Origin of the sequence: Bacillus sp. SM2101, assembly GCF_018588585.1 — a bacterium.
In the GTDB taxonomy this organism is placed as follows: Bacteria; Bacillota; Bacilli; order Bacillales; family SM2101; genus Nanhaiella; species Nanhaiella sioensis.
The window spans coordinates 163,797-182,222 of sequence record NZ_JAEUFG010000002.1; the positions used below are offsets into that span (position 1 = coordinate 163,797).

An 18,426-nucleotide genomic window follows, 5' to 3' on the forward strand; every position below is an offset into this window, starting at 1 on the left:
GATAGCCAACATTTTACATCAAAACTATTAAATTAACTCTTTCCTATATGGTCTTTTCAAAAACTATGTGCCAATGTTTCAAAATTTATATGTTTAACATCGCTTTACAAAAGACAGAATGCCACGAACTCTTAAGACAAAAAAAACTATAATCTCTCGTATAAAACAATGTATTAAAGCATCATTTATTTCTGAGTTTGACGATTCATTGTTTCGTTACGATAAGCTCCATCGATCCATAAAACCTTTTTGAAGCAGAGTACTCCATACATACAAAACCGCTTATTTCTAGAGCTTTTAACAATGACGTATATGAAAAATAATTTACATGTTCGCAAACTCTCCACATGGCATCTTTATCCTTCATAATTGCTGTATAGCCACTTTCAAAATTGGGTGTTGAAATCCATAGTATTCCATCTTTTTTCAACAGAGTGCGGACTTTCTTTAACACCTTCAATGGCTCAGGTGTGTGCTCGATAATATCTCCTAAGATGATCACATCGTATAATTCGTTAGTTTCATAATGCATAATATCAGTTTTAACGATAGGTATTTCTAACGTATCACTAACATGTTTCGCATATACAGGACGTATTTCTACTCCAGTAATGCTATAGAGAAACTCTTTAGCGACAGCAGCCATTTCGCCAGCCCCTGTTCCTATATCTAACAACTTGCTCCCTTTTGAAAAACGCTTTATGTTACTAAAGATATCTCCTATAATAGGTAAAGTTTCAACCCTTTGTTGGAAATACAATTCTGGAGATGAATTTGTTAAAATCTTGTTAAGCTCGATTGGATAATTATGAGCAAAGATATGGTTACAAGATCTACACTGCATCCATATCCTCACTGGATTAAACCCTTGCACAAAATCTACATTTGTCAGGGAGTTATAACATGAATGCAGTTCACCTTGTAACGAACATAATGGACAAGCTGTTACCTTATGTTCTGATTCTTTGAAAGAAAGATAGTTGAAATGATACATAGGATGAGTTTCTGGTATTAGCTTATTAGCTAACAAGGGGTCTTGAAGAAAAGCATTCGTGTGAAATTGTGACGATTCCTTCACCCATTTTTTTCTATTATAAATTTCACCTAAACGAAAGGAAACTATGGGTGAAAGCTCTTTATGCGCTTTATCGTACAATAGTAAATATTTTTCTTCGGCGTCTTGGTCTTGATTATTTTTTAATAATTGCTCTGCCTCAGTAAAGACATCTTCGTAACTATTATTCAACACAACCCCTACTTTCTTTTCATTTGTCAGTACCTACTTCCTAATGAGGAATTGTACATACTGAGTAATAAAGAAATCAACCATCGTTCCTTAGCTCCTACTATGAAGAAAGCTAGACATTCATGACTAATAATAAAAGTTCACAATCCCAATGAAAAAATTGTAATCATTAGTCCAAAAAAATTTCCAAAATAATGATTTTTTATAAACTCTTCAATCAGTCACTTCTTCATACTGATATATACACCTGATCGTAACTATAATGCGATTCCTCGCATCAAGTATTAAACTTGTTCAAATTATTGTATGTGCATGGAAGAAAAAAGTGTTTACTCGATAGTATGAAAGGTTTTAGGCTTATCTTTTTAGCTCGAGTCTTTCAGTAAGAGTCGGATAAATCGATAAGCTATACACCTTTATACCAGTCATAATAAAACTTCGATAAACTTTGTACAGTTCTCAATAAAATGCACACTTAACCCACACATGAATTACACATGAAATTCATATTGAAATGTTTTAATACACTTGTAAGAAAAATTTTCAAAAGGAGAGAATACTAATATGAAATTTTTATCTTTAGCAGTTGCAGGTGGTCTATTAACTACAGGATTAGGAGCTTCAGGAGTCTATTTAACTGAAGACGAAAACTTAACAACAGAAGAAAAATTATTACAATATGGTACTGAGTTCGAAGGGGGAACCCAAATAGCTATTAAAGATATTCCTCAAGATCTATGGAATGAAATAGAGGCTACTAATTCTATAGATGAGCATAACTATCAACTTTTAGAAGTTTATGAAGACGACAAAACCGGACTCCACTTTGTACAAGACCCTGAAACAAAAGAATACTTGCACAAGTTAAAAACACTTAAAACAGATATCAATACAGGTGAAATCTTTGACGCTGAGACAGACGAATTATTAACAAAGCCATCAGAAATTGTTGAACGATTGTGGGTTGAGGTTGAAGGAGGGATGCAAATGTCAAAAGATGATGTTCCAGAAAAACTCATGAATCTTTTAAATGATGAATTAGGCCCTATTGAAGAAGAATATAAACTGATCCAAGTTGATCCAGAAACAGGAGAGCCTATTGAAGAAAAATAAAGTAACCAAATTGATTTAATATACAAATGTCCATAGGAGCAATGAACCGAGATTTCTCCTATGGATATTATAATTAGAAATGCTACTTATACCAACTAAACCACAATACATATTTGGTTATACTGGAATATTAATCGTAAATAATACGCCATTCTTCACATTTTTTAATTCATATTGTACATGGATAATATTAAAAACTCGTTTTACAAGATACAATCCAATACCTGTACCACCAGAATTACGATTCCTTGACTTTTCCAATCTATTAAATGGCTCAAAGATTGTTTTTAAGTGGTCTTCTTCAATGAACACACCTGAATTAAATACAGCTACGTTAATATTTGTACCTTCCTTCTGACAAGAAATTTGAATTTCTGCTTCATTAGGAGAATACATCATCGCATTATGAATAACATTTCTTAGCCCTTTTTCTAAAAGGTTTTTATCCGTTTGAACGATTATATCAGGATCAATTTCTAGACTTACATTTAATTTTTTGTCAGATGAAAAATAGGAAAAAGAATAAACAATATCCTGTAAAGTTCTAGATATATTCACGTCAGTTAAAGATGGATTAAACCCTTCATTTTCGATTTTAGAAAGATTCAAAATTTCTTTAACAAGACCCTCAAGGTCCCCCATCACGTTCAAGCTTCGTTTCAAGTAACTATCGCGATCTTTATATATTCCTATACGATGAAGCATCCCTTCTAGTTGACCTTTTACGATCGTGATCGGGGTTTTTAATTCATGTGAAATTGCCGCAAATAGATCTTTTCTTTCTGCTTCAATACTTTTTACATGTTCGATGTCTTTTGTTAATAATTCATTTGCAATATGAAGATCATCTATTGTCCTTTGTAACCTAGATGACATATTATTTAAGGTTTCTGCTAGTTCACCAATTTCATCCTCTGCTTTATACTCACTTTTAGTTGAGAAATCTAATTTCGCCATTTTTTTCCCTACTGAGTTAAGTTCTAGTAAAGGCTTGGATAAAATTCTTGCATAAAACATAGCTCCTAAAATCGAAATGAGAAAAATGACAATGATTACATAAGGAAAAAACCTTAATATAGCACTTTGAGCTTCATCAACAGGCTGCAAGGTTTGAGAAATTTTAATAATATAATCTCTTTCTTTCAAAGAAATTGACTTCTCTAATTCATTTGTTTCTAATAATTTTTGGCTAAGATAATCTTTTGGAGCTGTAACCAAACCATATTCGCTTTTCGTATCTATTAAGTATACCATTGCATTATTTTCATCCTGATATTGTTGTGAGGCTTCAAAGAACTCTGGTAAAGTCTTACCTTCAGTCTCTTTAATTAAATCAGACATTGCAATTTCTAATCGATTCAATTTATAATCCTTATAATATCCTGGAAGGAAAAAATAAATTGAAAAGTAAATCATTAAAGAAGCACTTAATAGTAATAGCGTTGTTATAACAAAGATTTTGAAAACGATACCTCTATGTTTCATTTGACTAAAAAATTTACTCATTTATCTTATATCCTAATCCAACGACTGTTTTAATGTAGTCACCGTTTATTTTTTTTCGCAGATTCTTAATATGAGTATCAATGACTCTTGTATCTGCATAAAAATCATATCCCCATAGTTTATCAATCATCATTTCTCTTGTAATTACCTTTCCTTTATTTTCCATTAACAGCTGAAGCAATTCAAATTCCTTCTTCGTGAGGTTCACCAAACCGTTTTCTTCATAAGCTTGGAAGGATTGTAAATCAAGAATTAAGTTTTCATATGTAAGCTGTGTGCTTGTTTTAACCTTTGGTCGTTTATTTCTTCTAAGTATGGCTTCTACTCTCTTAATAAGAATGTTAAAAGAAAAGGGTTTTGTAATATAATCGTCAATACCTAACTCAAAACCTTTAATTTGCTCAACATCGTCTTCTAACGCAGTAAGCATAATTATCGGAACTTCAGACTGTTGTCTTATAAGTTGACAAAATTGAAACCCATCCATATTCGGCATCATAATATCCATAATAATAAGGTCTATGTCTTCATATTGCTGAAACATTGTAAACCCTTCAAGGCCGTCACTTGCCAATTTCACATGATACTGCTGCGATAATAGAAATTCGCTAATTAGTTCGCGAATATCATTGTCATCTTCAACGACAAGAATTGTAGGCATGATCATCACTCTCCCCTCATACATAAGCGGCATTATAAAATATTATCTCATATCCATGTGTATTCTATGTGGAGTTGTCCATTTAATATATAGGAGTTTCAAAGGAAGAAAGATTATGATAAGTAATCAACTTAGTTTACGGAATGAGCCTTTTATTCCAAAGTAAGGTTTCTTTATCAAATACCTTCTCTAGCCCTTTTAATCCTTTCATGTGCTTGTTTTACAGAAATCAAAAACTCAATACACTCGTATTGATGGAAAATCTATTATTTCAATTGCCTGAGTAAATAAGAAAAGATGTATGTTAAGCTCTTCAACAGTCTATTAATTTGCTATGGATACATCAGAATGTTGAGATCTCAGCATTTTCAATTGTTGTAGGACAATTCTCTTTTTTGGACATATGTGACTTCATTTCTACTAATCGTTTATAAGTCTCCATTTTGAGAACCTCGTGTATAGTTATATAAGGTGTTCCTAACTAAACAAAATGAACACTTTTTTGTTCGTTTGACTCGAACATCTTGAGCATAATAAAAAAATAAATTCGCATAATAAAGACAGTGAAATTAGTCTTTTTTCACGTACCTAATTCAATTCAAAGAAAGGGTGTAAAACATGTCACAAAAACGACGGATTTCAAAAAAATTGATTGTAGTTTGTATTATGGCACTTACACTATTACAAACAACATATTACGCTCAAAGTGTTATGGGATACGAGCAGGAAACTGAAAGAAATGACATGATAATTAAAACAAATAGTAGTAGTGAATTAGAAGAAGACAGCCCAGTAGCTCCACTTCCTGAAAATGCAAAAGGACCAGCTATTCCCATGGATAAAGGGTATTTAGTCGAGGAAATAGGAGATGGAATTTATGCAGTAATGGATGGTATTTTCACGACGATGTTCCTCACTACTGGCAAAGGTGTAATAGCGGTAGATGCACCACAATCGCTAGGAGAGAAGTATTTAAATGCGATTAAAGAAGTAACGGATGAACCGATAAAATATCTCATTTATACTCATGCACACAAAGATCATATTGGTGCCGCATCTTTGTTTCCTGATGATGTAGAGATTTTTGCGCATGAAGAAACAGCAAAAATATTAGAGAAACGTCAAGATCCTAACCGTCCAATCCCTACAAAACCTTTTAAAGGTAGTCAGAAGAAGTTAAAGCTTGGTAACAAGGAACTTCTATTAGATTATATGGGGGATAATCACCAAAGAGGTAACATATTTATTTATGTACCAGATCAAAAAGTTTTAATGGCTGTGGATATCATTTTTCCAGGCTGGGTACCTTTTCGTTATTTAGCTCTTTCTGAAGACATTCCAGGGTACATAGAAGCACACGCTAAAATAATGGAATATGACTTTGACACATTAGTTGCTGGTCATGTTACGCGCTTAGGTACCCGTGAGGATGTACAAACTCAAATTGACTACATGAATGATGTACAGAAAAATGCTGAAAATGCTCTGAAAACCACTGATCTTAATGCAATTGGGCAAAATGTCGGCTTTGAGAACCCTTGGCACCTCATGGATGTTTATTATGATGAGATGATTAAATCTTGTAATGACGCGACTGTTCCAAAATGGATTGACAAACTAGGTGGAGCTGATATATATACTGACACTCACTGCTCCAAAATAATAGATAGTTTACGACTTGATTAATGAAACAATGTGAGGGTGTATACAAGCCTCAGGAATATTATGATTAAAAGTAAAAGCAGCTTTTGCAAGCTGCTTTTACTTTTTGATGCCTTCTTACTTTTACTATTTATTCAACTCCAATACTGCGACTGCCTCTACATGCCCCGTATGTGGGAACATGTCAACTGGTTGAATATATTTTATTTTATATAGTCTATTTAGCTTTTCAATATCTTTAGCTAGTGTTGATGGGTTACAAGAAACATAGATCACTTTTTTCGGTTTAACCTTTTGAATTGTTTGTAATAACTCATCGTCACAGCCTGACCTTGGTGGATCGACAACAATTGTGTCTGGCTTCCAGCCTTCTTTGACCCATTTCGGTAGCAGTTCTTCGGCTTTTCCTTGGACGTAAGTGGCGTTTTTGTAGCCGTGTTTTTTAGCATTTTTATTAGCGTCTTCAATAGATTCCGCAATGACATCCATACCACGAATTTCTGCTGCACCCTCAGCCAACCATAGACCAATCGTTCCTACACCACAGTATGCATCAACAATTTTTTCTTTACCAGATAATGCGGCTGCTTTTTTCACTTCTTCATATAGCTTTACCGTTTGGATAGGGTTTAGCTGAAAAAACGTTCTCGCCGATAACTCAAATGATAAGTCACCGAGTGTTTCTTGTATGACTTCATTACCATGTATATGAACTGTTTTTTCTCCGAAAATGAGCGACGTTTTTTGACCGTTAATGTTTTGCATTATGGACTTTACTTCTGGCAAACGATTTGTAATTTCTTTGATTAGATGTTCTTTGCGAGGTAGCTTATCCGTTCTCGTTACAAGCACAACCTGTACTTCCTCTGTTTTAAAACCAACCCTGGTTACAATTGTTCTAATATCTCCTGAGCGTGATTTTTCATTGTAAATTGGTATTTGCATGTCTTGTAATATACGTTTAATGACATTTGTCACTTTGGTCGTTGCTTCATGCTGAATCATACAGTTATTGATGCTCACAAGTTGATGTGAATTCAAGCCATACAACCCGGCAATAACATTTTGCTTTTGCATACCTAGTTGGAATTGGCTTTTGTTTCTGTAATTCCATGGGTCTTCCATACCGATGGTTTCTTTAATTTGAATTTTTTCAACAGGTACTTTTCCATAACGTTCAAATGCCTGTACTACGATATCACGCTTTTGTTTTAACTGCTCATTATAGTCAAGGTGCATTAATTGACAACCACCACATTTAACATATAAAGGACATGGTGCCTTAACACGGTGTGGTGATTTAATGCGAATTCTTCTAATAATAGCTTCTGCATATTTAGAATGAATAACCGATGCTTCGGCTAAGATTTCTTCTCCAGGTAAGGCTCCTGGTACGAAAACAACTTGTTTTTTGAAATACCCTACACCTTCACCATTAATGCCAAGTCGTTTGATCGTTAACGGGAATTGCTGACCCTTTGTAAGGGTAATTGATGTATCTTGTTTTTGCTGTCTATTTCGATTTTGTTGCCTTGAGCGATTTTGTCGTTTCTGTTTCATTGTCACAACTCCTAAGAATTTTCAATACTACGCCATAAATACAATGAAGCATAGCTTAAGTATGGAGCCCACTTCTCACTTAATTCATCCATTTCGTCTTTAGTGGGCTTATCATCCAGTGAAAAATATTTTTTTAGTGCATTTTGAATACCTATATCTGCTTTTGGAAAAAGATTTTTCCTACCTAATCCAAATAATAATACATTTTGTGCTGTCCACGGACCGATCCCACGGATTTTCACAAGAGATGAAATAACATCTTCATCCGGCATGTTGCTTAGTTCATCTAAGTTTAGCTTTCCCTCAGAAATTAATCTCGATGTATCTATAACATATTCAGCCTTCCGCTGACTAAATTGTAATTCTCTCAGCATGTCATATGAAAGTTCTGCAATTTGTTCCGGTGATGGGTAAAACCAAACACCATCTACTTCACTTCCAAATGTTTTCACAAAACGCTCAGTTAGCGTAAATGCAAATTTTAAATTTAACTGCTGATGAATAATACATTTCATTAAACAGCCGTATAAATTAAAATCAAGAACAAGAGGTGTTCCACGATGTTCCTCAAATAACTTATTTAAATTAGTTTGTTTAAAGTGATCTGCGATTTTTTTTAGAGGAACATTCCACTGAAATAAGTGATTTATAATCTTCATTACTTCATCTTGAAGCGCACTTTGTTCACCACTTATTATAAAGCTTGGATGGTTGATAGTACCAATACTTCTCACCGTAGCGATAGTTCGTTCATCATCAATATAAAGTGGTATCTTTACCGTTTTTGCCTCTACATCAGCTTGATTTAATGGATCTAGTGATAAACGTCCCAACACTCTATTAAAATCGTATGGAGACGAAATGTCAACTTCTTTTACCCACATAATTAACCTTCCTTCCTTTTTTATCATCGAATCTATTGGTTAAGTGCACCCTCCATCACAATTTTTAAGCATATGTTTATGAGCTGCTGACAAATGAAGTAGCTTGAAAGAGCCTTCTTCAAGTTGTTGATGAATTCGTTTCGCTTCTTCCCAAGCCTTATCGTATAAGGTTTCATCTATTATTCCTTTTAATCGCGCATCTTCTAATTCATCAGCATCTTGCTGAAAAATTGCTCCAGATGGTAATACAATTAAATCTAAAAATAAATCATCCATATAAGGTATATTATTTTCTACACCATTCTTGTTACAAATATCTATATACCATTGAACAACTTCACCTTTTTCATTAAACATAGTAGTAACTGAATGATGTTTATTTAGCGGGAATTGTTGAAGCCAATTATAGCCCTCATCAACTATACAGACATTTTGCGTTCCATAACTAACAGTTAATGGCTCAGTAACTTTATCAATTGTTAGTAAAGATATATGACCTTTAAAGTCACTAGTATGAAGATAAGCTTGAGAATACCCACTTTTCACAATACGCTTCCAATTAGAGCGATCTGCATATTTACGCTTTAGCATTTTATTGTGCACTCCTTGAATTACTCTGAAAGGTTTTACGTTTTTTTAATATTAACAATACCCTCTTTATCACTTTCATTGTCCCATTCTACTTGTATTTCAAACGTACTCTCTTCAAAGAACAGAGGAAACCTTCTCCTTATTGAGTCTTGCATAGGAAGATTGTATGCTTCCTGTATTTCTACCCAAACAGGACGACCTTCCCGAGATTCTTGTAGTAATTCACCTGAGAAATCATTCGTAAAATAATTAAATATCATATATCTATCTTTTTTATCCACATTAACATATTCATATAAACCTTTGAACTCAAGGTTATGTACAACAAGGCCAGTTTCCTCCTTGACTTCCCTTATAGCACTATCAACTATACTCTCAGGAAATTCAACCTTTCCACCGGGAGGTATAAATCCTTTAAAGCTATCATGCTGCCTATCCAATAGTAACACCTTGTTCCCATCTTGTATCATACATACAGTCCAAATTTTATAGTTAATGTGGTCACTCATTAGAAACTCCCCCTAATAAAAAATGAAATTTTTTTATCAGCTGTTTGATATCTTAATTGAAGTATATTTCCTATAAAGATGATAGTCGAAAAGTATAACATCGGTTTCGGACAGTATAACACGTTTGTTCGACAGTATAACTCCGATTTTGGACAGTAAAACATGGTTTTAGACTGTATTACATTGGTTTCGGATAAGTAAAACATATTTTTCTGACAGTATAGCATTTGTTTCGGACTGTACATCACGATTTTCCGACAGTATTACATCAGTTTTGGACTTTAAGACACGCTTTTACGACTGTAAAAGAACTTTGTTGGAAAGTAGGACAACGTGCGGCAATATGACCAAATATCATTATTATACATGTATCGGATGAGTTTCTATACTTGACACACCATATAGAAATCCCTATTATTAGTTAAATTTGTTATAATTAATATAAACAATATGAAAATAAGCGCTAGCACAGTCTACACCTAAATATTGTTAGAATGGTTACCAATATAAAATTCTTAATTTTCAATATATTGAAGTATTTTTTGAGGAGTGAGTGTATGAATAAAATCTCATATGGAGCATCAATTTTATGGAAGAGGTTTGTTAAAGCGTCAGTTTCCACCATTGATAAGAAAATAAAAGATGACATGGTTGAATTGTCTGAGAAAAAATCATTTTTAAGTGACGATATAATTCGAATAAAAATAAATTCTTGTTCTAATAACGTAAGGTTCATATGTTCACATGACAATGAGATCACAGTAGAGCTAACAGGACAAGTAAACAGCAAATTAGCAGATAATTTCATACTTGATACAGAGGTCAATGATAAAGAATTAAATATTGCATTACGATCAAAAAAAACATCTCACATTGGTATAATCATTGATCTGTCTATTTTAAAAATAACAGTTCCTCAGAAACACTTCGATTCAATTGATATTGACTCATCGACAGCCGATGCAGATATTGAAGATATATCAGCTAGTACAGTTACATTTATTTCAGATTCAGGAGATATTAACGCTAATAAAATCATAGTAAAAGACACTTTATCTGTTGAAACATCTAGTGGCGATATTCATATTATGAATACGAAAGCTTCAAAACTTAATGTACGTTCATCAAGTGGATACATTAACACACGATATGTAACAGCCATGTTTACAAACAGTAAAACATCTTCTGGAGATATTAAATTAATCACAAATGAGCTTAAAGGCAAAACAACCGTAGAGTCAAATAGTGGTGATGTTTCAATTATATCTGATAATCAACCAGAATCACTTAAAGTTGACTTTAAAAGTTCTTCTGGTGATGCAAATATTCGCTTACAAGGACTTACATATGATAAAAATAAACGTAATGCGGTCGTGGGAACCATCGGTAGTGGAGAGCATGAGCTGACTGTAAGAACTAGTTCTGGAGATTTTTCATTAACATAAGCTTCCTCCCTCATTGCATACTTTAAGGTGATTTTTTTTTGAGACTGCCACCTATGAATATTAGTAGTCAAAACAGTATGTGTACAACCAAAGTACGAAAAAATATTACTACTTTTGAGCAATGATAAATTGGATTCACCTAGATATACTAGTCTATAGGAAAGACTAATATATGAAACGGGGAAATTCACATGAAAAATTGTGTTCAGTTCAGAATAGCAAGACCTACGGACAACTTTGAAGAAGTCATTACATTTTATGAAGAAGGCTTAGGGTTAACAAGAATAGGAAGCTTTCAAAACCATGACGGGTACGATGGTGTGATGTTTGGCTTACCTGGAGTAGAATACCATTTAGAATTTACTAGACATGTTGATGGGAGTCCATGTCCTGCTCCAACAAAGGATAATTTGCTCGTCTTTTATATACCTGATATTAATGAAATTACAGAAATAAAAACGAAGTTGGACTTAATGGGGTATCCCGAGGTTGAACCTGAAAACCCATACTGGCAGGAAAAGGGAATTACTATTGAAGATCCCGATGGATGGCGGATTGTACTTATGCATTCACACGGTTTAACTTAGGATAACATTATTATTTATTAGCAAGTTTTCCACACAAACAAAATGTACCAGAGCTAACATTTAACTTGTTCTGGTACATTAGTTGAAACGAGTCCACTCATTTTATCATCGAGTAAACATATGTATCATAAGGTCTACCATTCTGATATATATTATTTCTTAAAACGCCTTCTTTTTGAAACCCAAGCTTTGTTAATAGATTATTAGAGGCATCATTTTCAAGGAATACAACTGCGCCTATTCTAGTTAGATCAAGTGAATCGAATCCATAGGTAATAATTTTCCTAATGGCCTCTGATGCATACCCTTGCTGCCAATAAGCTGGATTAATTTCAAAACCTATTTCAGCTCTTTTGTATTTAGGTATCCAAGCATTAAAGCCGATTGTCCCAATGATTCCATCAGTGCCCTTTATTTGTATCCCCCACCTAATCCCCCTTTTTTCTTTATAATTATTTGCAAAGAAGTTTACTATATTTTTTGCTTGCTCTATACTCACTAACGATTCCTGCCCATAATACCGTGTGACATCGTCATTAGAAAAGCAAGCAAATATACCTTCAGCGTCCGCTTCTGTAATTTCTCTTAAAATTAATCTATCAGTTGCTAATTCTGGAAACACATCATCACCTCTTATAGATTTTACAATTAAATTTCGTTTTCTCTAATTTACTTTTCATCCTTTATTAAAAAAATTCAAAATGATTCCGCTAACAAGATTTCACCTCTTACAGGAATACCATTTTCTGCATAAAAAGGTGTTTCAGGCTTCGTTTCTCATTGCGAAAATAACCTTAGGAAAATACTATCTTTCTTTTATCAATGGTGCTAGTTGGGACGAGCTTTATTATAATTACCTTTTTTATAAGCTCCTTCACATTTGCAACCAATCAAAGCCTGCTATAATGCTGATGAAGTCGCTCAATACATTCCTCCCAAGCTGGAATGCTATCATTTTCCCAATTCACCTTTTCTAATTCGTCTGCAATTTTCCTTGAGGTTTTCATGGCTTTTAGATGACTTCCTGCATTTCTATAGTTTTTCATAGCACCTTCGTTTTCCCAAACAGTTAATGTCCAAAAAGTATCCCATCCTTCTTGATGCAATGAAGAATGCAGCAACCCATTAGCTTTTTTTACTTGTCTTGTTGATTTATATGTATGAAAAAAGAAGATAGGTAACATTCTTTTACCCCTCAGATGAAGTCTAGTGACAGAAATAAACACTTTTCCACCTCTCGAGTATGTATTTTCCTATTTTTCTTTATTTTCTCATATTTGTTTTAAAATCTCTACTATAACTAACACCGTCTACTTTTTTAGGATAGGATTTCTGACAGCTCTAAACACGAATTTTTTCTAAAAACAGATTTATATCGCTTTCTTCAATATTTTCTAGTTGGTCCAAAAAAGTATCAATGACTGCATTTAACTGATCATTGTCAGCATTTAACATAGTCGTTAAACGGAGAATTCTAACCTGCTTCGCTTTTTCCTTTTGAAGCTCAATTAATTTCTCCTTCAAAATTATAGAATCCTCTTCCTTAGTTGCTTTATTCACCTCAAGCATTTCCACGTCAATTTTCGTTATTGGATCAAGAGGTTTTGCAAACTTTTTCTCATTGACTAATACATCAGCAGGAACTGCAAAATAGTCACATAAACTTTTTAACCTTTCATTTGGTATAGGTCTACGTAGTTTAATCCAGTCAGAAAATTGTTGAGGTGTAATATTTAATAGCTTTCCTATTTGAGTGTAGGATTGCTCGTTACGAACAACTAAGTATTCTAATACGGTTTTTGAGTTTAATAGCCTCTGATACACATGATTCACCTCATCTTAATTTTTTTTCGATTGTAATCGTAAAAGATTTTAAAGTCAACTTCAAGTAATTTTTACAATTTTTTTATACATTTATATTTGACATATTTTATGTCTATGTTATGATTGACATAAATTACGTCACTTTAAACTAAAGTTTATATGAGCAAGTACCTTTTCTTCTTGCTTACTTAGCTGGTCATTAGCAAAACTATAACCTTATACTAAAGGAGGTCTTCATATGGACAAACAGCAATTGAAAAGAGATTATAAACAAACCCATACTTTGATGGGTGTATACACGATAACGAACCTTGTAAACAGCAAAATGTATGTTGGAAGCAGTATGGATTTAGCTAAGATCATTAACCGCCATCAATTTGAACTAAAGTTTAAAACTCATTTCAATAAGGATTTACAAAAAGAATGGGATTTATATGGTAAAGACAACTTTTCTTTTCAAATATTGGAGAAAATAAAGCCTGAAGAGGAAATTGTATTGGACTACAATGATTTAAATAAATACACTAACAGGATTAGAGACTTAGAAGAGAAATGGCATGAAGCATTACGAGCTGATGATAAGTATGTTGTTAAGATTTAACCACAGACTTTTCAGATCAAGATAACTTCTTGGCTATACTAATTTGTGCACAAATCGTATTCATGGCTAATCAATGAGATAACTAACGCAATGGAACCCTTTCTTCAGCCAGTACTCTTTTCATAAAAAATGCCACTAATTAGTCTCATGTCTTATCTAAAATAAAGTGGTGTCTCACGAATTGAGACACCACACTTCATCTTTTGTTGGCAAATATTAATGTCCGGAGTTAAACTGATCAGGAAATTGTTTAATAATCCCTTTAGCAAGCACATCTGCAAGCATAATGATATGTTTTTCTCCTGCATCAAAAGCAGCTATATCAGCGTCCCAATCCTTTTTTAATCTTGAGACAACCTCGTCGGCTGTTAATTTCAAATGTTCATACAGAGATTCTTTTAATTCTTCCTCTTTCCAGTTCGGATTTGCTTTACTTAGAAAAACTGCTAAATCATCAGCATTTCTATACCATTCTTTAGTGGATTTTTCCAATGCCTCTTTATCTTCTCTCTTTGCAGCATCAATAATTTCTCCTGCTATTTCAATATGTTCAGTAAGTAATTTTGTTAACTGTTCACCAGCATCTTCTCCGTAATATGGTTTTATAGCATTACCAATGTCGGCTTGATTTTGAAGCAATCTAGTAAGTACTGTTTCTTTGTCTTCTAATTCAGCAATAGCACTAATGATATAATTTCTCGTCCAGACAGTATGGTCTATCCAAAGTTTACGTAGGTCAAATTTAAAATTTACTACCGATTTGGTGTAACAATCCGTATGAGCCTTATGTTTACTGTTCGCGTTTGTACTTACAGGTCCAGCTAGTAGAGCAAATAACACAAGAACTGCAACCATTGCGTTAATTTTGTTACGTCTCATCATTAGTCGATTCACTCCTTCTGTATTATTGAAGTTACTTTCTTATTTATTTTGGTTGATTTTATTTTTTTAATTCAAAAAATCACACTATTTTCATGTGGGCTGTTATTTTACAGAGTTTTTTTCGTAAGCTTTGTTACTATTTTTACTTAAGGCTCTTTTCGTAAACTTTGTTGCTATTTTTATTAAAAATAGACAATTTGACGAGTTTTAGGAGTGCTCAATAATTGTTTAAGTAGAAAAGCTGCTACGAACGCGATATGTTTACGTGCTTATAACTTTGAACGAAAAGCAACAATCAATGCGAAAACAGCCTTACTAAAAGGGGGAAATACGATGAGATTAATGAGAACTCAATATATTTAATAGTAGAAAAGGTGCCGCGAACGCTAAGTGTATACGTGCTCATATCTATGAACTAGAAGCACCAATCCATGCTAATACAATCTATCCATGAAATCACCTTTCTAATTAAATAGAGCAACAAATTTTTCAAAAAAAGAAAACGCTTAGACATTACGCTAAACGTTTTAAAAATATTCCTAGCACAAACTTATGTAGTTGGATATTCGCATATTTCAGATGTAAAAATTGTTCAGTAATGAACTATGTTTTCTTGGTCGTTATACTGAGAAAGGTGTGAAACAACATTGTAATTTTCTATGCTCCATTTGCCATCAAAATGTAAGTGACTCATACATGTATTTCTTAAAACCGTTTTTGTTCCAATCTTGCCATTAGACAATGTAGCTAAAATGGCATTGATGACTGCACCATGAGAAACAAGTAATATTTTTTGATTCGTAAACCTTTCATGTAATTCATAAAGTCCTTCCATAGAGCGTTTTTGTAAATCGGTCCATGCTTCTTGATCTCTATATTTTTGATCTGGAAATTTAGTATTTCTTTCTTCAACAGTCATCCCTTCTGCATCTCCGTAATGCCTTTCCATAAACTTTTTCACTTCAATAAGTGGAATGTTGTGGTTGTTATTTATTATTTGTGCTGTTTGTTTTGCTCTTTGTAATGGGCTTGTAGCCAGTATGTCCCACTGGGAGTTTTTCAAAAACTCACTACACTGGTGAGCTTGTAAAATACCATTACTATTTAGTGGTGTTTCTTTTGTCCCTTGAAGTATGCCTTCTTTGTTCCAATCGGTTTCTCCATGTCTTATTAAACATATTGAAGTCATTTGTTAGCTCCTATTCTGAACAGCATTGTCATGTTCAATAACCCTTTCTCTAAATGAAAGACTCCCTTTACAATACGAGTAAAGGGAGCAAGCATTTGTTATACCATGATTTTACACATATCATTCGTAAACTCTACAGGATCATTGATCGGCAACCCTTCAATTAGAAGCGCTTGGTTATACAACAGGTTTGTGTATAAGTCTACTTTTTCCTTATCTGTTTCAAAAGCACTCTTTAATGATTGGAACACATCATGGTTAATATTAATCTCTAACACTTTATCAGCTTTAATATTTTGGTTATCAGGCATTGCATTAAGGACTTTTTCCATTTCTATACTTACTTCACCATCAGTTGATAAGCATACAGGGTGCGTCTTTAATCGTTTTGATACTCTAACATCCTTCACTTTGCTTGATAATATATTTTTCATATATTCGAAGAGGTCTTTATTGCTTTCCTCCTCTTTATTATCCTCGTTTTGCTTGTCATCAGAATCAATTCCTAAGTCACCACTTGAAATAGACTTAAATTCCTTTTCTTTGTAATTCATTAACATTCTAATAGCAAACTCATCTATATCATCAGTGAAATATAAAATTTCATAACCTTTATCTAGTACCATCTCTGTCTGTGGTAGTTTTTCAATTCTATCGTGTGTTTCTCCAGCAGCATAATAAATATATTTCTGATCTTCTGGCATTCTTGACACATACTCATCTAGTGTTACCATCTTCTTCTCTTTTGAAGAATAGAACATGATAAGGTCCTGCAATTCTTCCTTATGTGTGCCGTACTCACTATACACACCATATTTTAATTGTCTACCAAAAGATTGATAAAACTCTTCATATTTTTCTCGGTCGTCCTTTAGTAAACTTAATAATTGGCTTTTTATTTTTTTCTTGATATTTTTTGCAATAAGCTTTAGTTGACGATCATGCTGTAAAATCTCTCTAGAAATATTTAAAGATAGATCTTCAGAGTCGACCATCCCTTTTACAAAACTAAAATGATCAGGCAGCAAATCTGAGCATTTTTCCATAATTAAAACACCATTAGAATACAGCTCTAAGCCCTTTTCAAATTCTTTTGTATAATAGTCATATGGTGTTTGTTGTGGGATGAATAAAATCGAATTATATCTAACCGCACCATCAACACTAATATGTATATGTTTTAGCGGCTTATCAAAGCCGTAATGTTTTTCAGCATAAAAATTCTCGTAATCTTCGTCTGTTAGCTCACTTTTATTCTTTCTCCAAATCGGAACCATACTGTTAAGCGTTTGTTCTTCTTGTACATCTTCAAATTCGTCTTCGCTACCTTCTTTAGGTCTTTGTTCCGTAACGTCCATCTTTATTGGGTAACGGATGAAATCGGAGTATTTTTTAATAATAGATTTTAATCGAAACTCTTCTAAGTATTCATCATACGTTTCATCTTCTGTATTCTCTTTGATTGTTAAAATAATATCTGTTCCTACTTCATCTTTTTCGTAAGGCTCAATCGTATATCCATCTGCCCCATGAGATTCCCATTTGTGTGCTTCTTCACTACCTAATGGCTTCGTAATAACAGTGACAACGTCAGCTACCATAAATGCTGAATAAAACCCTACACCAAATTGACCTATAATATCATGGCCATCTTTAACTTCAGTTTCTTTTTTAAACGCTAACGTACCGCTCTTCGCAATAACCCCTAGGTTATTTTCTAGCTCCTCTTTCGTCATACCAATACCAGTATCAGAAAGCTTCAATATTCTATTTTCTTTATCAATGACTACCTTCATATAGTAATTATCTTTTTCAAAAGTAATCGTATCATCTGATAATGCTTTATAATAAATTTTGTCAATCGCATCACTCGCATTGGAAATTAATTCTCTTAAAAAGATTTCCTTTTGTGAATAGATGGAGTTAATCATCATCTCTAATAACCTTTTCGATTCTGCTTCAAACTGCTTTACAGTCATATAAACCTCTCCTTTCAGTACAATCCTACTTTAATTTTTAATATATGTAAAACATACTGTTCATACATTTAGCACTCAAACTAATTGAGTGCTAACCCATTAATTAAATAACATACTAGACCGTACTATGTCAACATTTAGTGCAAATATAAGAAATCGCCGTTTTATTGGGTCAAATTCAGATGTT

General features: G+C 33.3%; 18 protein-coding genes. 5 read left to right on the top strand and 13 right to left on the bottom strand.

What is annotated here, in order from left to right:
• Positions 1-205 precede the first annotated feature (205 nt).
• The gene (locus tag JM172_RS02905; protein ID WP_214480575.1) at positions 206-1,246 is read right to left on the bottom strand and encodes a class I SAM-dependent methyltransferase; all 1,041 of its coding nucleotides are present in this window, start codon (positions 1,244-1,246) and stop codon (positions 206-208) included.
• Between the two features lie 564 nt (positions 1,247-1,810).
• Between JM172_RS02905 and JM172_RS02910 the strand changes: the two genes are divergently transcribed.
• The gene (locus JM172_RS02910) at positions 1,811-2,359 is read left to right on the top strand and encodes a hypothetical protein (protein WP_214480576.1); all 549 of its coding nucleotides are present in this window, start codon (positions 1,811-1,813) and stop codon (positions 2,357-2,359) included.
• 117 nt (positions 2,360-2,476) lie between these two features.
• Here the strand turns inward: JM172_RS02910 and JM172_RS02915 are convergent, their stop codons facing one another.
• Together JM172_RS02915 and JM172_RS02920 are read right to left on the bottom strand one after the other, a co-directional pair.
• Positions 2,477-3,865 (bottom strand): sensor histidine kinase, encoded by a 1,389-nt coding sequence (locus JM172_RS02915; RefSeq protein ID WP_214480577.1) that lies wholly within the window; start codon positions 3,863-3,865, stop codon positions 2,477-2,479.
• Positions 3,858-4,532, bottom strand: coding sequence for a response regulator transcription factor (locus JM172_RS02920; protein WP_214480578.1), 675 nt, complete (start codon positions 4,530-4,532; stop codon positions 3,858-3,860). The genes JM172_RS02915 and JM172_RS02920 overlap by 8 nt, the downstream gene beginning before the upstream one ends.
• A 612-nt stretch (positions 4,533-5,144) precedes the next feature.
• On the opposite strand from JM172_RS02920, the gene JM172_RS02925 reads away from it, so the two are divergent.
• Positions 5,145-6,212, top strand: coding sequence for an MBL fold metallo-hydrolase (locus JM172_RS02925; RefSeq protein WP_214480579.1), 1,068 nt, complete (start codon positions 5,145-5,147; stop codon positions 6,210-6,212).
• A gap of 102 nt (positions 6,213-6,314) precedes the next feature.
• On the opposite strand, the gene rlmD is transcribed toward JM172_RS02925, so the two are convergent.
• Genes rlmD through JM172_RS02945 form a run of 4 tightly spaced genes read right to left on the bottom strand, consistent with a single transcriptional unit; the run spans position 6,315 to position 9,732 of the window.
• A complete protein-coding gene (gene rlmD, locus JM172_RS02930; RefSeq protein WP_214480580.1) occupies positions 6,315-7,748 on the bottom strand; it encodes a 23S rRNA (uracil(1939)-C(5))-methyltransferase RlmD in 1,434 nt (477 codons plus the stop codon).
• An 11-nt stretch (positions 7,749-7,759) separates the two neighbouring features.
• Positions 7,760-8,632: a DNA-3-methyladenine glycosylase family protein gene (locus JM172_RS02935; RefSeq protein WP_214480725.1), complete on the bottom strand. Its 873-nt coding sequence runs from the start codon at positions 8,630-8,632 to the stop codon at positions 7,760-7,762.
• Positions 8,633-8,671: 39 nt separating this feature from the next.
• Complete coding sequence (locus tag JM172_RS02940; RefSeq protein ID WP_214480581.1) at positions 8,672-9,223, bottom strand: ribonuclease FAU-1 family protein; 552 nt, start codon at positions 9,221-9,223, stop codon at positions 8,672-8,674.
• Between the two features lie 35 nt (positions 9,224-9,258).
• Positions 9,259-9,732 (bottom strand): 8-oxo-dGTP diphosphatase, encoded by a 474-nt coding sequence (locus tag JM172_RS02945; RefSeq protein ID WP_214480582.1) that lies wholly within the window; start codon positions 9,730-9,732, stop codon positions 9,259-9,261.
• Positions 9,733-10,289: 557 nt separating this feature from the next.
• Between JM172_RS02945 and JM172_RS02950 the strand changes: the two genes are divergently transcribed.
• Together JM172_RS02950 and JM172_RS02955 are read left to right on the top strand one after the other, a co-directional pair.
• Positions 10,290-11,177 (top strand): DUF4097 family beta strand repeat-containing protein, encoded by an 888-nt coding sequence (locus JM172_RS02950; protein ID WP_214480583.1) that lies wholly within the window; start codon positions 10,290-10,292, stop codon positions 11,175-11,177.
• A gap of 191 nt (positions 11,178-11,368) precedes the next feature.
• Positions 11,369-11,764 carry a VOC family protein gene (locus JM172_RS02955; protein WP_214480584.1) on the top strand — a complete coding sequence of 132 codons (396 nt, stop codon included), beginning with the start codon at positions 11,369-11,371 and terminating at the stop codon, positions 11,762-11,764.
• A gap of 97 nt (positions 11,765-11,861) precedes the next feature.
• Here JM172_RS02955 and JM172_RS02960 read toward each other — a convergent pair whose 3' ends face one another.
• The 3 genes from JM172_RS02960 to JM172_RS02970 form a co-directional block, all read right to left on the bottom strand.
• Positions 11,862-12,386, bottom strand: coding sequence for a GNAT family N-acetyltransferase (locus tag JM172_RS02960; RefSeq protein ID WP_214480585.1), 525 nt, complete (start codon positions 12,384-12,386; stop codon positions 11,862-11,864).
• 268 nt (positions 12,387-12,654) lie between these two features.
• On the bottom strand, positions 12,655-12,948 hold the full coding sequence (locus JM172_RS02965) for an antibiotic biosynthesis monooxygenase (protein ID WP_250886484.1): 294 nt from the start codon (positions 12,946-12,948) through the stop codon (positions 12,655-12,657).
• 157 nt (positions 12,949-13,105) lie between these two features.
• Positions 13,106-13,588 (bottom strand): XRE family transcriptional regulator, encoded by a 483-nt coding sequence (locus JM172_RS02970; RefSeq protein WP_214480587.1) that lies wholly within the window; start codon positions 13,586-13,588, stop codon positions 13,106-13,108.
• A gap of 238 nt (positions 13,589-13,826) precedes the next feature.
• Between JM172_RS02970 and JM172_RS02975 the strand changes: the two genes are divergently transcribed.
• On the top strand, positions 13,827-14,189 hold the full coding sequence (locus JM172_RS02975; protein WP_214480588.1) for a GIY-YIG nuclease family protein: 363 nt from the start codon (positions 13,827-13,829) through the stop codon (positions 14,187-14,189).
• A gap of 216 nt (positions 14,190-14,405) precedes the next feature.
• Here JM172_RS02975 and JM172_RS02980 read toward each other — a convergent pair whose 3' ends face one another.
• The 3 genes from JM172_RS02980 to htpG all read right to left on the bottom strand — a co-directional run bounded on the left by JM172_RS02980 (position 14,406) and on the right by htpG (position 18,239).
• A complete protein-coding gene (locus JM172_RS02980) occupies positions 14,406-15,071 on the bottom strand; it encodes a glycosyltransferase (protein WP_483297236.1) in 666 nt (221 codons plus the stop codon).
• A 592-nt stretch (positions 15,072-15,663) separates the two neighbouring features.
• Positions 15,664-16,260 (bottom strand): histidine phosphatase family protein, encoded by a 597-nt coding sequence (locus JM172_RS02985; protein WP_214480589.1) that lies wholly within the window; start codon positions 16,258-16,260, stop codon positions 15,664-15,666.
• A 98-nt stretch (positions 16,261-16,358) separates the two neighbouring features.
• On the bottom strand, positions 16,359-18,239 hold the full coding sequence (gene htpG / locus JM172_RS02990; RefSeq protein ID WP_214480590.1) for a molecular chaperone HtpG: 1,881 nt from the start codon (positions 18,237-18,239) through the stop codon (positions 16,359-16,361).
• Between the last annotated feature and the right edge of the window lie 187 nt (positions 18,240-18,426).

Bases quoted from the DNA above. Each gene is read 5' to 3' on its own strand.
- JM172_RS02910 (WP_214480576.1), top strand. From the start codon at position 1,811: ATGAAATTTTTATCTTTAGCAGTTGCAGGTGGTCTATTAACTACAGGA.
- JM172_RS02920 (WP_214480578.1), bottom strand. From the start codon at position 4,532: ATGATCATGCCTACAATTCTTGTCGTTGAAGATGACAATGATATTCGC.
- rlmD (WP_214480580.1), bottom strand. From the start codon at position 7,748: ATGAAACAGAAACGACAAAATCGCTCAAGGCAACAAAATCGAAATAGA.
- JM172_RS02940 (WP_214480581.1), bottom strand. From the start codon at position 9,223: ATGCTAAAGCGTAAATATGCAGATCGCTCTAATTGGAAGCGTATTGTG.
- JM172_RS02945 (WP_214480582.1), bottom strand. From the start codon at position 9,732: ATGAGTGACCACATTAACTATAAAATTTGGACTGTATGTATGATACAA.
- JM172_RS02965 (WP_250886484.1), bottom strand. From the start codon at position 12,948: ATGTTACCTATCTTCTTTTTTCATACATATAAATCAACAAGACAAGTA.
- JM172_RS02915 (WP_214480577.1), bottom strand. From the start codon at position 3,865: ATGAGTAAATTTTTTAGTCAAATGAAACATAGAGGTATCGTTTTCAAA.
- JM172_RS02925 (WP_214480579.1), top strand. From the start codon at position 5,145: ATGTCACAAAAACGACGGATTTCAAAAAAATTGATTGTAGTTTGTATT.
- htpG (WP_214480590.1), bottom strand. From the start codon at position 18,239: ATGACTGTAAAGCAGTTTGAAGCAGAATCGAAAAGGTTATTAGAGATG.
- JM172_RS02935 (WP_214480725.1), bottom strand. From the start codon at position 8,632: ATGTGGGTAAAAGAAGTTGACATTTCGTCTCCATACGATTTTAATAGA.
- JM172_RS02975 (WP_214480588.1), top strand. From the start codon at position 13,827: ATGGACAAACAGCAATTGAAAAGAGATTATAAACAAACCCATACTTTG.
- JM172_RS02955 (WP_214480584.1), top strand. From the start codon at position 11,369: ATGAAAAATTGTGTTCAGTTCAGAATAGCAAGACCTACGGACAACTTT.
- JM172_RS02985 (WP_214480589.1), bottom strand. From the start codon at position 16,260: ATGACTTCAATATGTTTAATAAGACATGGAGAAACCGATTGGAACAAA.
- JM172_RS02950 (WP_214480583.1), top strand. From the start codon at position 10,290: ATGAATAAAATCTCATATGGAGCATCAATTTTATGGAAGAGGTTTGTT.
- JM172_RS02980 (WP_483297236.1), bottom strand. From the start codon at position 15,071: ATGATGAGACGTAACAAAATTAACGCAATGGTTGCAGTTCTTGTGTTA.